Raw genomic sequence first — 13,718 nt, forward strand, 5'->3', positions numbered from 1 at the left:
GTACCCTATAGGTAGACTTTTTTATAATGTCTACTCTATAGGGTACATTTTATTATACTTAGCGTTGTTTATTTTTTTAGCGCTCCATTCAAAAACTCTATTATGATTTTATTAACTTTAGGTTGAGCCCAATAAATACCACCATGTTCAGCATTTCTAACAACATATCGAGTTGAATTAGCCCCAGCTTTAATTAAAGCTTCATGCAAAATTTTAGTTTGATCTGGTGAAACTAACTTATCCTCATCTCCATGCATAAGTAAAAATGGTGGTATAGCCTTATCAATATAATTTATTGGATTTGCCTCTGAAAACTTTTTACGTCCATCATTATTATGATCACCGTTTAAAGATGGGCCATTTACCCATAAAGCTTCTGGAGACCCCTCTGATTCATGAAGTTTTTTAATTTCTTCTGGATAACCACTATCAATTTGTTTTAAATCAGATAAACCATAAATATCAATAGCAGCTTGAACACTGCTGCTTTCATTTAAGTTATCCCCTTTATCAAATTTTTTCACTTCATTTGTTACTCCTGTAAAAGCCGCCAAATATCCTCCTGCTGAATTTCCCATTACCGCAATTTTATTTTTATCAATATTATATTTTTCGCTATTAGCTCTCAAAAATCTAATTGCCGACTTAACATCTTCTAAAGGTGCTGGAAATACACTTCTTGGTGCAACTCTATATTCAATACTTGCAACTACATACCCACTTTCCGCAATAGCAAGTCTTTGTTGAATATACTTATCTTTATTTGAGCTAAAAAAACCTCCTCCAGGTACAAACACTACTGCTGGATATTTTTCGTCACCCTTTGGCTTTAAAATATCTAGCTTAAGAGGAAAATTACTATAACCGAATATAGATGGCTGAGAATATATAATATTTGAAATAAATTCAATTTCTAATTTATCTATAGCTACATCAATTTCCTCGCTGGTAAATTTCAAACTTTCTTCCACTATTATCAACCCCTTAATTGTATTTATAGTTTATATTATAGCTTAAATGTATTATAAAACAAATTTCATCTTGGTAACTAGCAAACGCCAATAATTACTTTTACATATATCATTGGCGTTCATTTTCGTACTATCTATAAATTATGAATTGAAGTTTTCACTATTCCTTTCCCTATAAAGGCAACTGGAATAATTAAAAGCATAATAAACAAAAATGCATTATTAATCCCATATTTATCTCCGAAAAATCCTATAATCGGAAACACTACAATCATAAATACACTGTAACATATACTTTGAAAAGAAAGTATTGTAGCTCTATATTTAGATGATATGCATGAATTAATATAGTTACTAAATATAGGATATGTGATTCCACAACTAAAGGAACATACAAGAAAAAATGCAATTACTATATTCCCTTTGAAAAAGAAAAGTCCAATAATTGATACCATATACAATGCAGGTATCAATATTACAATACCCTTTTCTTTTAGCCTGTTCTCTAATTTATATGAAATTTTAGCTGCAAAAGCTTGAACAACATTATCCGATAGCAGTATTATAGCAATTATAGTTTTAGTATATTTCATATCTCCAAAATACTTTTGACTATAATAATAAATAGTCATTGCTATAGTCGCTGTAATTTCAGAAAATAATATTAAATAAAAAACTTTTTTATCTTTAAAGAAAATATTCTTACTCTCATTAATGTGAGTTAAAAAATTAGATGTGGTAATTTCATTTTTAGACTTACGTGCTGGCTCAACATATAGAGTTGATGTAGTAAAAGCTACAATTTGAATAATAAGCGACAAAATATACGCATACACAAATTTAATATCCGAAAGTACCCCTCCAATAAATACGGCAAGACCATTTCCAACTTCCATCGTTACTGCTATTTTTCCTGCGGTTTTATTATATTCATCCTCTTTTTTTAACTGCTTTAAAGTATCATAAATCAAGGATTCCTCTGCTCCTGAATTTAAATTATGACCTAAAGCAGAAAACACAAATGCTATTGAAAACACAAAAAAATTGTTTCCAAATATCATAATAATTCCAGAAATTACGGACATTATTCTTCCAAAAATTATACTTGTTCTTTTTCCAATAAAATCTGCAGCGGCTCCTGTAGGTATTTCACCTAAAACACTTGAAACATGAAATATAGCTTCTATTACACCTATCTCAGCTAAACTTAACCCTTTATAGCTTAAATAAAGTACCCATATAGCTGATGTCATATCAAAATTCATTAGCAAATTATATATATAACTTACCCTTATATTTCTATTTATATTTTTCATAATAAATCCTCCATTGTATAGCTTTTTTATTCATAAATATCAATGGAGAGTTTATCCATATTAATAAAACCAAATAAAAAAATCTATGGACAGTAACATACGATCCATAGATTCAACTAATCATTCTTGAAAATTTTAATAAAAAAATTTCACAAAAGGCACTATGATATCATACATGTATTGGCAAAACTATTAAAAATGGATAGACTTCCCCTACAGAAATCGTAAATTCCATTTTTTGTGACTGCACAACAATAATTAATACTCTTGTCTTTTCTTATTTTGCTAAATGTATGCATCATATTCTACCCTCCTCTTTTAACATTTTTATCTTACCATATTTTAGTTATTAATTTCAACATTACCTGCTGAATTTCTTATCTTTATAGTATTATTACTCTCGCCGACTCTTCCAATAACACTGTTTTCATGCCTAGTTCCATTAACAGTTATTGGAAAGCTGCAATTTATATCTCCAGCACTAACAGAAGCATCAATATTAAACTTAGACTCTTTAGGCAAAGTTAAATATATATTTCCTGCTGAATTTTTCAAATCCACATTATTATTAAATTTATTATACTGTACACTGGTTTTTCCTGCTGAATTTCTTGACTTTATATCTCCACTAAAATTAGTAAGTCCTATATTTCCCGCTGAACTATCCACAGAGGATGTATTACAAATAATATTGTCGCCTGTAATCCTTCCTGCGCTGTTTTTACAAGTTAAAGACTTTAAATTTAAGTTGCCCATATCAAGATTACCTGCACTTAGCTTGCTATATAAATCATCTAATTTAAGATTTCTTAAGCTAACATCTCCAGCAGATGAGTATACCTCCATGTTATTATTATAAATTTTAGGAATAGTAATATTCATTTTTACTTGTGAACTATTGTACCACCCAATCATAAAACTATGCTTTCTTTTAAATTCTATATATAGCGTATCACCTTTTTTATAGCAGTTAAGCTTAGGTCTATTATAGCTATTAGTAGTTACTATACCTTTTACATCAACCTTTGCATTAGTTTCATCTCCTGATGCAACACTCATACTAGAATCTGACGTATCTACATATATTGTTTTAATTCCATTCACATCTAAAGTTTTAGATGTATTATAGTTGTAATTACTCTTATTTAAACGAATATTCTTATAATCATAACTAAATATAGCTGCTCCTATTCCGTAACATATTAACATGATACCTAAAAGTCCAATAACTATTTTTTTAATATTAAATTTCAATTTTACCCCTCCTATCCTCTAATGGTCTTAATATTCCATTTTACATATTTTACAGTTACTTTGGCAAAGAATTTAACTACATAAAACATTCCTATGCATGCAAGTAAACCTAACGCCACTGTCCCTACACCTATGAAAAATATGCCAATTCTAGCAACAGCATCTGGAAGGATGAAATAATTACTAAAAAGTCCTCCAAATATACTAACAAACATAATAGCAGCACCACTAAAAGTAATAGCAAAGGCAGCTGCGCATAGTCCAATTACACATCCTGCCATTCCTATATATACTCCCAAGACAAATATCAAATTAAATAAAAGCAAACCAATAAGACTTACGATTGAAGCCCCTATTGATTTTTGTTTGCTATTATCGTCTATTCTTTCCATACCACTTGCTTCTCTATATTGATTTGCTATATCCTTTGGACTTCCTAGTTCTTCAACTATTTCATATTCACTTTTTCCTTTTTCTTTTCCAACCCTAAAATGTTCTTCATAATCATAAAGAATATCTTCCATATCTGATTTATTGAAATCTTTAAGGTAATATTTTAATACATCTAAAAATTGATTTTTATTCATGTTATTTTTCCCCCCCTACTATACTGTTCACACCTTCAACAAATTCCAGCCATTCATCAACTAATTTATGCTTCATCTCTCTTCCTGATTCCGTTAATTTGTAATACTTCCTAGGTGGCCCTTCAGTAGATTCTTGAAGATATGTTGTAAAATACCCCTCCTTACTCAATCTCCTGAGCAGGGGATATATTGTTCCTTCGGAAATTTCTATGTTTTTTGAAATTTCATCTACAAGTTCGTACCCATAACAGTCTTTTCTATCTAATATAGAAAGAACACATAATTCTAAAATTCCTTTCTTTAATTGAGTATTCATATCATTGCTCCTTTAAAAATACCAGTTCTATTGTGCAACTATAGTATAACACTTAGTATTATATATTGCAAGGTACTATATTTTAAGATATTCCATTTTTTAAATAATTATTATCCACAGCATAACTATCTTTTATTAATACCTCATATTTACTTTTTTGATTTATTAATGCAAAGCAAAAATTTCCAATATTTAGCATTCTATTTTCAAAATAGTTCGTTAAATATTGGAAACTTTAATATTATACATCTACGTATATTTTACATATTATTTTACTTTAACGTCTGCTGCTTTCTCTCCATGTTTGATTTCACCTGATTTTACATCTATCTTTTCTACAGAATCCATATTAGTTACAATTACAGGTGTTATAAGATTTTTACCTTTTCCCTTTATAAATTCAGTATCTAAAGTTAGAATCAAGTCTCCCTTTTGAACTTTATCTCCCTGCTTTACATATGCTGTATATCCTTCTCCGTTTAACTCTACAGTATCAATTCCAACATGAACTAAAAGTTCAAGTCCGCTATCTGTAGTTATCGCAAATGCATGTTTAGTTGGGAAAAGAACAGATACTTCTCCAGTAGCAGGTGAGTATATTTCATTTCCTGAAGGTATTACTGCAAAACCATCACCTAGCATTTTTTCAGCAAATGTTGCATCTGGAACATCTTCAAGTGAAACTATTTCACCATCTGCAGGACTTAGAAGTTCATGTTTGCCTTTTGTTACTCCGCTACTTTCTTGAACTTCTTCTTCCTCAGCCCCTGCTTCACTTTCCTTTACAACACCGCCGTTTTCAATTATTGCCTTTATGTCATCCTTAATACTTTCTGCTTGAGTACCAAAAACAACCTGAACGCTGTCCCCTGATGTCATTATTCCTGCTGCACCAAGTGCCTTTAATGTATTTTTATCTACAACTGATGGATCATTTAAGTTAAGTCTAAGTCTAGTAATACATGCATCTAAGACTTTTATATTATCTTTTCCACCTATAGCCTCAAGAACTTTAGCTGCTTTTGCACTTCCCTTAACATTTATAGGTTTTATATCATTATCTTCTTCGTCTTCTCTTCCTGGAGTTTTTATGTTAAGTGCCCTAATTGTGAAATAAAATACTACAAAATAAAGTACAAAATAAACAATTCCAACTGGCCATATAAGCCAAGGATGACCTGCATATTTAAAGCCTAATACATAATCAATAAAAGATGCTGAAAAAGTATAACCAAGTCTTATCTTTAATAAACTTGTAACAATACCTGCTGAAAACGCTGCAATTACATGAAATACAAATAAAATTGGCGCAACAAATATAAATGAAAATTCAATAGGTTCTGTTATACCTGTTACAAAAGCTACAAAAGCTGCTGAAACCATCATACCTGCTATTTGCTTTCTCTTTTCCTTTTTAGCAGTTGCAATCATAGCTAGCGCTGCACCTGGAAGACCAAACATTAAAATTGGATATTCAGCTGCCATAAAGTGTCCCGCAGTAGGATCTCCATGAAAATATCTTGCTGTATCTCCTACATAAGTAACACCATTTGAAACAAAATGTCCAAATTGATACAAAAATACTGGATAGTAAATATGATGAAGTCCAACTGGTATTAAAAGTCTTTTACCTGCTGCATACATTGCAGGTCCAAGTGCTGAGCTGCTTGCAAAAGTTGCAAAATTATTTATCCATCCCTGAACTGGAAGCCATATATTAACTCCGATTATAGCAATAATAACAGCTGATACGGATGTAATTATTGGAACAAATCTCTTTCCTCCAAAGAAACCAAGTACTTGTGGTACCTTAATATTATGAAATTTATTATATAAAAGTGCTGCTGTTATACCTATTATTATTCCACCAAATACACTCATATCTACTGTGGTTTTAGTAACTATGTTACTGTATGCTTGAGTAGCCTTGAATGCTGTAAGTGTCATATGCTTAGCCGCAGCTGCTGCCTGAGCCTGATTTGCTGCTGCTGTTGTACTGGCTAATTTTTCAATAGCCTCTAAAATTAATTGTCCTACTACTGCTGCAAGAGCCGCAACAGCTTCTCCGCCTGAAAATCCTATAGCAACTCCAACTGCAAAAATCATTGGAAGATTACTAAAAATAGCATTACCTGCTTCTGCAATATAAGGAATATTTAAAAGATCTGGCTGACCAATCCTAAGAAGTATTCCTGCTGCTGGTAAAACGGATACTGGAAGCATAAGTGACTTACCAACTCTTTGAAGTACTGCAAAAACCTTTCCGTTTCCTTTTCCCTTCATTATTATTTCCTCCTTACTTTTTGACTAATATTAATAAGTGTTAGCTTTTAGTATTTAGGATATACATAAAAATAATCTGCATATCTTTATACTTTCACAAAAAAATAAAGCACAAGCTAAATAAAAGAAAATTGTAAGAACAAATTTCTTTTAATAAAGCTTGTGCCTAATTTAATAGTTACACTGCTTATAGTTCTTTTAATCTTTTAAGATGAATAGCTAAATAACCTACTTCATCTTCTGGAACCTTTACAGAAAATAAACTTTCAATTTTAATAGCTAACTTTAATGCTAGACCGTATTCATTATACATTTGCTTCTTTATACTGTCAAGCAAAAGGTTTTTAATAGTTTGCTTTTTCATTATTCTATCAAGAACAAAATTTATATGTGTAACTGTCCTTTCATAAGCTAAAGAACTTTTATCTATATCTTTTTTGAGTATAACGGAAATAAATTTCATTATATCTCCAATTTTTCTTGTATATTCAACCGTATCACTTACATTTTTTCTCACAATAGCTGCATTAATATGCATACATATAAATCCAACTTCATCTCTAGGTAGTTTTATATCAAAGCTTTCATTAATCATATCAAGAGCCTTCTGTGCCAATTTATATTCTCTTGGGTATAACACCATTATTTCATTTAAAAATGGATTTTCTATTTTTATACCCTTTCTTATTCGAGTAAATGCAAAATTTATATGATCTGGAAGTGATGTATGAATAGCAGCATTAAGTTTAATGCCAAGCTCATTTTCACATAAAGATATTATTTCTTCAGATATTCCAACTATTTTTCTATCTATACTTTTTAATACCACATCAAATTTACTTTTATCAGATGATTGTTTTACAAACACATTCCCTACCTTATTTTCAGTAATAAGACTTCCTTTCTTAGCGTTAAAACCAATACCTTTTCCAACTAATATGAATTCACATTCCTCTTTCACCGCAATAACTACATTATTATTCAAAACCTTTTTAACAACATAACTTACCATACAAGTACTACCTCTTCCAAATTTCGCAATACATTTAACATTTCATAAACAAATTTACTATTTTATATAATGTTATCACTAAAACAGACTAAATACAATTTACATTCTTACATTAAAGTTGTATAATAATTTAATAACACTGCATAAATATCATGCATTTTGCATTTTAATACATATATGACATTTACTGTTAACGGAGGGATATTAAATGAATAAAAAACTTAGGGTTGGTTTACTAGGCGGAACAGGTCTTGTTGGGCAGAGATTTGCAACTTTACTAGATAACCATCCATACTTTGAAGTTACTTGTATAGCTGCAAGCAAACGTTCTGCCGGTCAAAAGTACTCTGATGCTGTAAAAGGCAGATGGAAACTAGACATACCAATGCCTGAATATATAAAGGACTTTGTGGTAAAAGACATCTATGACATTGATGAAATTGCAAAACAAGTTGATTTTGTATTTTGTGCTGTAAATATGGATAAAAATGAGATAAAAAAAATAGAAGAAACATACGCAAAACATGAAATTCCTGTAGTATCCAATAACTCAGCAAACAGATTTACAGATGATGTTCCTGTTATAATTCCGGAAATAAATCCAGAACATCTTTCAATAATTCCAAAACAAAAAGAAAGACTTGGAACAAAAAAAGGCTTTATTGTAGCAAAACCAAATTGTTCTATTCAAAGTTATGTCCCAGCATTAAGTGCACTTTTAGAATTCAAACCAACTAAAATATTAGTTTGTACTTACCAAGCAATATCTGGAAGTGGTAAAACATTTAAACAATTTCCAGAAATATTAGACAATACAATACCATTTATTCCTGGTGAAGAGAAAAAAAGTGAAGATGAACCTTTAAAAGTATGGGGACATATAGAAGGAAACAAGATAGTTTCTGCAAAATCGCCAATAATAACTTCTCAATGCATAAGGGTTGCTGTTTCAGATGGACATCTTGCTGCAACATTTGTTTCGTTTGAAAAGAAACCTACTAAAGAACAAATAATTGAGAAATTAAGAAGTTACAAAGGAAAGCCTCAAGAATTAGATCTTCCAACTGCACCCCATCATTTCATAACTTATTTTGAAGATGAATTTAGACCTCAGCCAAAGCTTGACAGAAATCTTGAAAAAGGTATGGGAATAAGCATTGGAAGACTTAGGGAAGATTCTCTTTTCGATTATAAATTTGTAGGACTTTCTCATAATGCTCTAAGGGGAGCAGCCGGCGGTGCCGTTTTAACTGCTGAATTATTATACAAAGAAGGCTACCTATATTAATTCAAACTATAAATAAATTTATGCATAAGAAAGAGCATAAATCTGAGCATATAAGAACTAATGCCCTAAGATTTATTGCTCTTTTTTTAATGTTCTTAAATACTATTAACTAGCATTATTTTCAATCACCAATTTATAGGACTGACCTTAAGATATATTATTCCAAAAATTAATTTTATAGTTCCATCAATTATAAAAACCAAATTCAGCGGAATAGATGTCAATATAATCCCAATTACTGCATTAACAATCAATATTAAACCAAGAATCCCTATAAGCTTTCCGTGAACAGGTATAAATATAAGAAAGTGTACTCCTACCAATGCAAATAGCAATATCCAAATAGTCCTGTAATCACTTGTTTTAAATACTTTAAAAATTATAAATGCTCCAATTACTAAAATAAGCAAGGATAAATTCGACATCATCTTCTGCTTATTACTGGCTTTGCCCACCGAAAACTTTTTGCGTACTATAGGATTTAACATGATTCCAAATATAGAAATAACGTAACACAATCCAAATAATGCTCCATTCGGAGTCCCATTATAAGGAAAAGCTATTGTAAGGTACATTGTAACTGCAATTGCAACTAAAAATACACCAAATATTTTTTGGCGTGGGTATAAGTACAAATTATCCTTCATTTTAAATACCTCCATTTATTAAACTATCAATTAAATTCTTAGCATCTTCCCAATCTTTTTTATTTTTTTCAAGTGCTTCTAACCCAAGAGGAGTTATAGAGTAATATCTTCTCCTTGCCCCTACTGTTTCATTTCCCCAATAAGATGTTATTAGCTCCGATTTTTCAAGCCTTCTAAATGCTGAATATAGCGTAGCTTCTTTTAATTCATATTTATTATTAGTTTTTTTCTTTATTTCTTTATTTATCTCATAACCATAACTGTCACCCTTAGCTAAATTTGCTAGAATTATAGTTTCTGTATGACCTCTTATAATATCAGAAGTTATGGACATCGTATCACTTCCTGTTTAATATTATTTAAATCTCTTATTGTAAAATTACTTTAACTACATTATATACATATATACATCGTCTGCAAAAGTATATTGTTATTTTATATATGTTTTTTTGCAAACACTAATATTAAAAATTTATTATCTTACTGTTCTACATAAAAAAATGCCAGGCAATATTTATATCACCTAGTATTTTCTATACTATTTTTTATTTAATCTTCTATCTAGTTCATTCATATATATATAATCTGATATAAAGAAATTATATAGTAACACTAAAACTCTATAATTTAAATTTATTTACACTGTCATCCAGTCCCTTTGCAACTTTATTGAGTTTATCAGCAAAACTAGAAACATTCTCAGAAGATGCATATAGTTCTTCTGAAGAAGCAGATATTTCTTCTGAAGTAGCAGAAGTTTCTTCTGATACCGCTGTAAGAGAATCCACCTTATTTAGAATATCATCTTTTGACTTCATAATTATTTCAACAGAACCATATGAATTTTTAATTAATGGTGCTATATTCCTAATTGCTGATAGCATGTCTTCATAAGATTGCTTAGTATTTTCTATAATATCAGATTGATCTGAGAAAGCCTTTTTAACATTGCTTGAAGTCATAATAACATTTTTAGTTTCCACTGTTATATTTCCTATAAGCTTGTTTATCTCTTCAGTAGACTCCTTAGATTGTTCAGCTAGTTTCCCAACTTCTTCAGCAACCACTGAAAATCCCTTTCCAGCTTCACCTGCTCTTGCTGCTTCTACTGCTGCATTTAATGCTAAAAGGTTAGTCTGTTCTGAAATTTCATCTATTGCCTGAGTTATCTCCCCTACTTTAGAAACACTAGAATCCAATGTTTGTATTTTATTTACAACTACATCAAATAAATTCTTAACTTCATTTATTGATTCTAGAAGGGCACCTATTTTCTCTTGACCTTCTTTAGTCTTAGTCTCAGTAAAACTTGAACTTTCATTAACTTTTAATAAGCTTTCATGCATATCGTCAAGTTCTTTTGCAAGTTTAGACACTGTACTAGAAATATTTATTAAGTCATTCGATTGCTCGGTAGCTCCTTCTGCTACTTCCTGTATAGCTTTTGCCACCCCGTCTGCAGCATTTTTCATATCGTCAGAATTAGAACTTAATTCTGATGACATTGAATTAACATTTTCTGTACCATTTTTTATATTTCTGATAGTATCTTTTAAGTGTTCAGACATATTCTTAAATGCAGTTGCAAGTACACCTATTTCGTCTTCAGTGTCTATATCTATATCATTATCCAGCTCTCCATCAGCTATTTTCTTTGAAACATCGACTAATTCATTCAAAGGATCAGTTATTCCCTTTGATATTTTAAGGAGCAGTAATCCAAGTAAAATAAATAATATAATAGCCACAATTATTATGATAAACATAGTTTTATAAACAGTCTTGTACATATTTTGCATAGAGATTCCAACATCCACGGATCCCACAAAGTTACCATTACTATATACCGGCACCATAATATCATAAACATCTCTACCATTGTATTTATACTTTGAGCAATATGTCTTTTTATTTTTCACCGCTGTCACAGTTGAATTATCCTTTAGAGTTGTTCCTATTTCCTTTTTATCACTATCAGCTAAAACTTTTAAATCTTTATTCACATATAAAGCATATTCTATAGATTTAGCCTTAGTTAACTCATTTATTAAAGTTTGAACTTTCATTGAATCAGTTAATTTTTGAACTTTATTTGCAACAATTCCTACTTGAACAAAACCACCAGATGGATCTTTTACAGCTCCATATTTATAATAATTGCCATTATCTGTGCTTTTTCTTATTGCTTCCATCACCTGATCTGTTTTACCTTCAAGTATAGCATATGATGCATTCTGACTTGTAAATGGACTTGCCATATTGCTGTCAATATTTGAAGCTGTCACCTTCCCTGTTGGATCTGAGACATTTATTTCATCTACTTCAAATTGTTTTGCTAGATTTCTCAAGTAATCATTATTTACCCCAGCCTTATTAGCAATTATAAAATTTGCAAGTGTCCTTATTCTATCTTCAATAGATTTATTAAGGTTATCAGTTGCTGTACTGTTGTTCTCCACATCTTTAGAAATCCTGTTTGCCAAGTTAACCCCATCGGATTCCATTTGTGACATTACGCTATTTTTTGCTATCACAATCGATACCGAAGCTATAATAGCTATACTTATAAACATTAAAATCATGGGTATAACTAAAATTTTCATCTTTATAGATGTACTTTGGACTTTTTTCATTTGATTTCCTCCCTTAATTAAACAAAATTAAAACAGTAATCGCATTAGCAAATACTGTTTTTAAAATTATGATTTTCATATAATAATTCCTTGTGTATGTAAAACACACTTTACTATATCGTAATCATATTCTTTTTTCTTTAACTGGAAGTTCACTGTAATTTAGTATATTTTCAAAATGCTTTTACATTTTCTTAATTTATATTGTGTAATGTATAAGTTAAGTATAAAATTGCAACTCAATTACACAATTTATTGCAAATATTTATTTAAATCAATATGCAAATGCTCACAAATTCCATCTATTTCCTTCATCGTACTATCATTTATAGGAATTCCATTCTCCATTCTATCTTTATAAGCCTCAATCTCTTTTTCCCCATGAGTGTATATCCTTAAAGCACCATAAGCTTTCTCAGAATCTCTAAGTTTCTGCAAATAATTAGACATCCTATTTTCAATTTCACTTTTATCATCAAACATGCCATAATCAATTGCCATAAAAGCATGACACACACCATTCGTATTGTTATTACCACGTATTTTGTCACTTGTAAGACCACCTGAGATTATAGATGTAAACATCTCCACTGCAAGTGCAATCCCATATCCTTTATGGCCGCCAAATATCTCTGAATCTCCTCCTAATGGCAAAAGTCCTCCAGTAACTCCATTACTTCCAGCTTCCAAAACCTTATATGCATCATCTGTTACTTTGCCATCACTATCCATTGCCCATCCTGAATGAAGCTTTTCCTTATTCTTATTATAAACTTCTATTTTTCCACGAGTAATAACACTTGTAGCCATATCAAGCAAAAATGGTATTGGTTTTGCAGGCATTGATATTGCAATTGGATTAGTTCCTAAAATTTGTTGTTTTCCGTATGTAGGTAATACAATAGCTCTCGTATTAGTCATTGAAATTCCTAAAAGACCTTCCCTCTCAGCCATTCTAGCATAATATCCTGCTATTCCAAAATGATTTGAATTTTTTACAATTGCTATGCCTATTCCAGTTTTTTTTGCTTTTTCTATCGCAATATTCATACTTTTCTCACTAATAAGTTGCCCCATTCCACCATTTCCATCAACTAAAGCCGATACAGGAGTTTCCTTTACTATTTTCATTTCACTATTTACTTTTATGTTTCCATTTGTTATACCACTATAATAAAGTACAAGTCTCTGTATCCCGTGCGATTCTATTCCAAACAAGTCTGCTAAAAGCAGAACATCCGTAATAGTATTACTTTGCTCTCTAGTATATCCAAATTTTCTAAAAACATCTCTGCAAAGATTTCTTAACTTTTCATATTGATATTTTTTGTAACTCAATTTCATAGCCCCCTATAATACTCATTTATATATATAACATCTTACATTATATATTTTATCATATTTATTAGAA

At 30.4% G+C, this 13,718-nt stretch carries 13 protein-coding genes; 1 reads left to right on the top strand and 12 read right to left on the bottom strand.

Annotation, left to right across the window (positions count from 1 at the left end; translation table 11 throughout):
• Positions 1 to 68 precede the first annotated feature (68 nt).
• The 8 genes from BEE63_RS06835 to BEE63_RS06865 form a co-directional block, all read right to left on the bottom strand.
• Positions 69 to 971 (bottom strand): alpha/beta hydrolase, encoded by a 903-nt coding sequence (locus tag BEE63_RS06835; protein WP_198507934.1) that lies wholly within the window; start codon positions 969 to 971, stop codon positions 69 to 71.
• A 134-nt stretch (positions 972 to 1,105) separates the two neighbouring features.
• Positions 1,106 to 2,287 carry an MFS transporter gene (locus BEE63_RS06840; protein ID WP_066020672.1) on the bottom strand — a complete coding sequence of 394 codons (1,182 nt, stop codon included), beginning with the start codon at positions 2,285 to 2,287 and terminating at the stop codon, positions 1,106 to 1,108.
• 161 nt (positions 2,288 to 2,448) lie between these two features.
• A complete protein-coding gene (locus tag BEE63_RS21625; protein ID WP_157797101.1) occupies positions 2,449 to 2,589 on the bottom strand; it encodes a hypothetical protein in 141 nt (46 codons plus the stop codon).
• Between the two features lie 40 nt (positions 2,590 to 2,629).
• Positions 2,630 to 3,541: a DUF4097 family beta strand repeat-containing protein gene (locus BEE63_RS06845; protein ID WP_066020673.1), complete on the bottom strand. Its 912-nt coding sequence runs from the start codon at positions 3,539 to 3,541 to the stop codon at positions 2,630 to 2,632.
• A gap of 11 nt (positions 3,542 to 3,552) precedes the next feature.
• A complete protein-coding gene (locus BEE63_RS06850) occupies positions 3,553 to 4,128 on the bottom strand; it encodes an HAAS signaling domain-containing protein (protein ID WP_066020674.1) in 576 nt (191 codons plus the stop codon).
• A 1-nt stretch (position 4,129) separates the two neighbouring features.
• Positions 4,130 to 4,444 (bottom strand): PadR family transcriptional regulator, encoded by a 315-nt coding sequence (locus BEE63_RS06855; protein WP_066020675.1) that lies wholly within the window; start codon positions 4,442 to 4,444, stop codon positions 4,130 to 4,132.
• Positions 4,445 to 4,711: 267 nt separating this feature from the next.
• The gene (locus BEE63_RS06860) at positions 4,712 to 6,727 is read right to left on the bottom strand and encodes a glucose PTS transporter subunit IIA (RefSeq protein ID WP_066020676.1); all 2,016 of its coding nucleotides are present in this window, start codon (positions 6,725 to 6,727) and stop codon (positions 4,712 to 4,714) included.
• Positions 6,728 to 6,914: 187 nt separating this feature from the next.
• Positions 6,915 to 7,739, bottom strand: a complete 825-nt coding sequence (locus tag BEE63_RS06865) for a PRD domain-containing protein (RefSeq protein ID WP_066020677.1) — start codon at positions 7,737 to 7,739, stop codon at positions 6,915 to 6,917.
• Positions 7,740 to 7,947: 208 nt separating this feature from the next.
• Between BEE63_RS06865 and asd the strand changes: the two genes are divergently transcribed.
• The gene (gene asd / locus BEE63_RS06870) at positions 7,948 to 9,027 is read left to right on the top strand and encodes an aspartate-semialdehyde dehydrogenase (RefSeq protein WP_066020678.1); all 1,080 of its coding nucleotides are present in this window, start codon (positions 7,948 to 7,950) and stop codon (positions 9,025 to 9,027) included.
• Between the two features lie 125 nt (positions 9,028 to 9,152).
• Here asd and BEE63_RS06875 read toward each other — a convergent pair whose 3' ends face one another.
• From BEE63_RS06875 to BEE63_RS06890, 4 genes are all read right to left on the bottom strand, one after another.
• Entirely contained in the window at positions 9,153 to 9,674 is a 522-nt protein-coding gene (locus BEE63_RS06875; RefSeq protein WP_066020679.1) for a DUF6609 family protein, read from the bottom strand.
• Position 9,675: 1 nt separating this feature from the next.
• Entirely contained in the window at positions 9,676 to 10,008 is a 333-nt protein-coding gene (locus tag BEE63_RS06880; RefSeq protein ID WP_066020680.1) for a PadR family transcriptional regulator, read from the bottom strand.
• A 286-nt stretch (positions 10,009 to 10,294) separates the two neighbouring features.
• Positions 10,295 to 12,307, bottom strand: a complete 2,013-nt coding sequence (locus BEE63_RS06885; RefSeq protein ID WP_066020681.1) for a methyl-accepting chemotaxis protein — start codon at positions 12,305 to 12,307, stop codon at positions 10,295 to 10,297.
• A gap of 252 nt (positions 12,308 to 12,559) precedes the next feature.
• Entirely contained in the window at positions 12,560 to 13,645 is a 1,086-nt protein-coding gene (locus BEE63_RS06890) for an Ldh family oxidoreductase (protein WP_175400835.1), read from the bottom strand.
• Positions 13,646 to 13,718 lie beyond the last annotated feature (73 nt).

Origin of the sequence: Clostridium pasteurianum, assembly GCF_001705235.1 — a bacterium.
Taxonomy (GTDB): domain Bacteria; phylum Bacillota; class Clostridia; order Clostridiales; family Clostridiaceae; genus Clostridium_S; species Clostridium_S pasteurianum_A.

Coding starts and splice junctions, on each gene's coding strand:
- BEE63_RS06840 (WP_066020672.1), bottom strand. CDS start 2,287: ATGAAAAATATAAATAGAAATATAAGGGTAAGTTATATATATAATTTG.
- BEE63_RS21625 (WP_157797101.1), bottom strand. CDS start 2,589: ATGATGCATACATTTAGCAAAATAAGAAAAGACAAGAGTATTAATTAT.
- BEE63_RS06850 (WP_066020674.1), bottom strand. CDS start 4,128: ATGAATAAAAATCAATTTTTAGATGTATTAAAATATTACCTTAAAGAT.
- BEE63_RS06855 (WP_066020675.1), bottom strand. CDS start 4,444: ATGAATACTCAATTAAAGAAAGGAATTTTAGAATTATGTGTTCTTTCT.
- BEE63_RS06860 (WP_066020676.1), bottom strand. CDS start 6,727: ATGAAGGGAAAAGGAAACGGAAAGGTTTTTGCAGTACTTCAAAGAGTT.
- BEE63_RS06865 (WP_066020677.1), bottom strand. CDS start 7,739: ATGGTAAGTTATGTTGTTAAAAAGGTTTTGAATAATAATGTAGTTATT.
- asd (WP_066020678.1), top strand. CDS start 7,948: ATGAATAAAAAACTTAGGGTTGGTTTACTAGGCGGAACAGGTCTTGTT.
- BEE63_RS06875 (WP_066020679.1), bottom strand. CDS start 9,674: ATGAAGGATAATTTGTACTTATACCCACGCCAAAAAATATTTGGTGTA.
- BEE63_RS06880 (WP_066020680.1), bottom strand. CDS start 10,008: ATGTCCATAACTTCTGATATTATAAGAGGTCATACAGAAACTATAATT.
- BEE63_RS06885 (WP_066020681.1), bottom strand. CDS start 12,307: ATGAAAAAAGTCCAAAGTACATCTATAAAGATGAAAATTTTAGTTATA.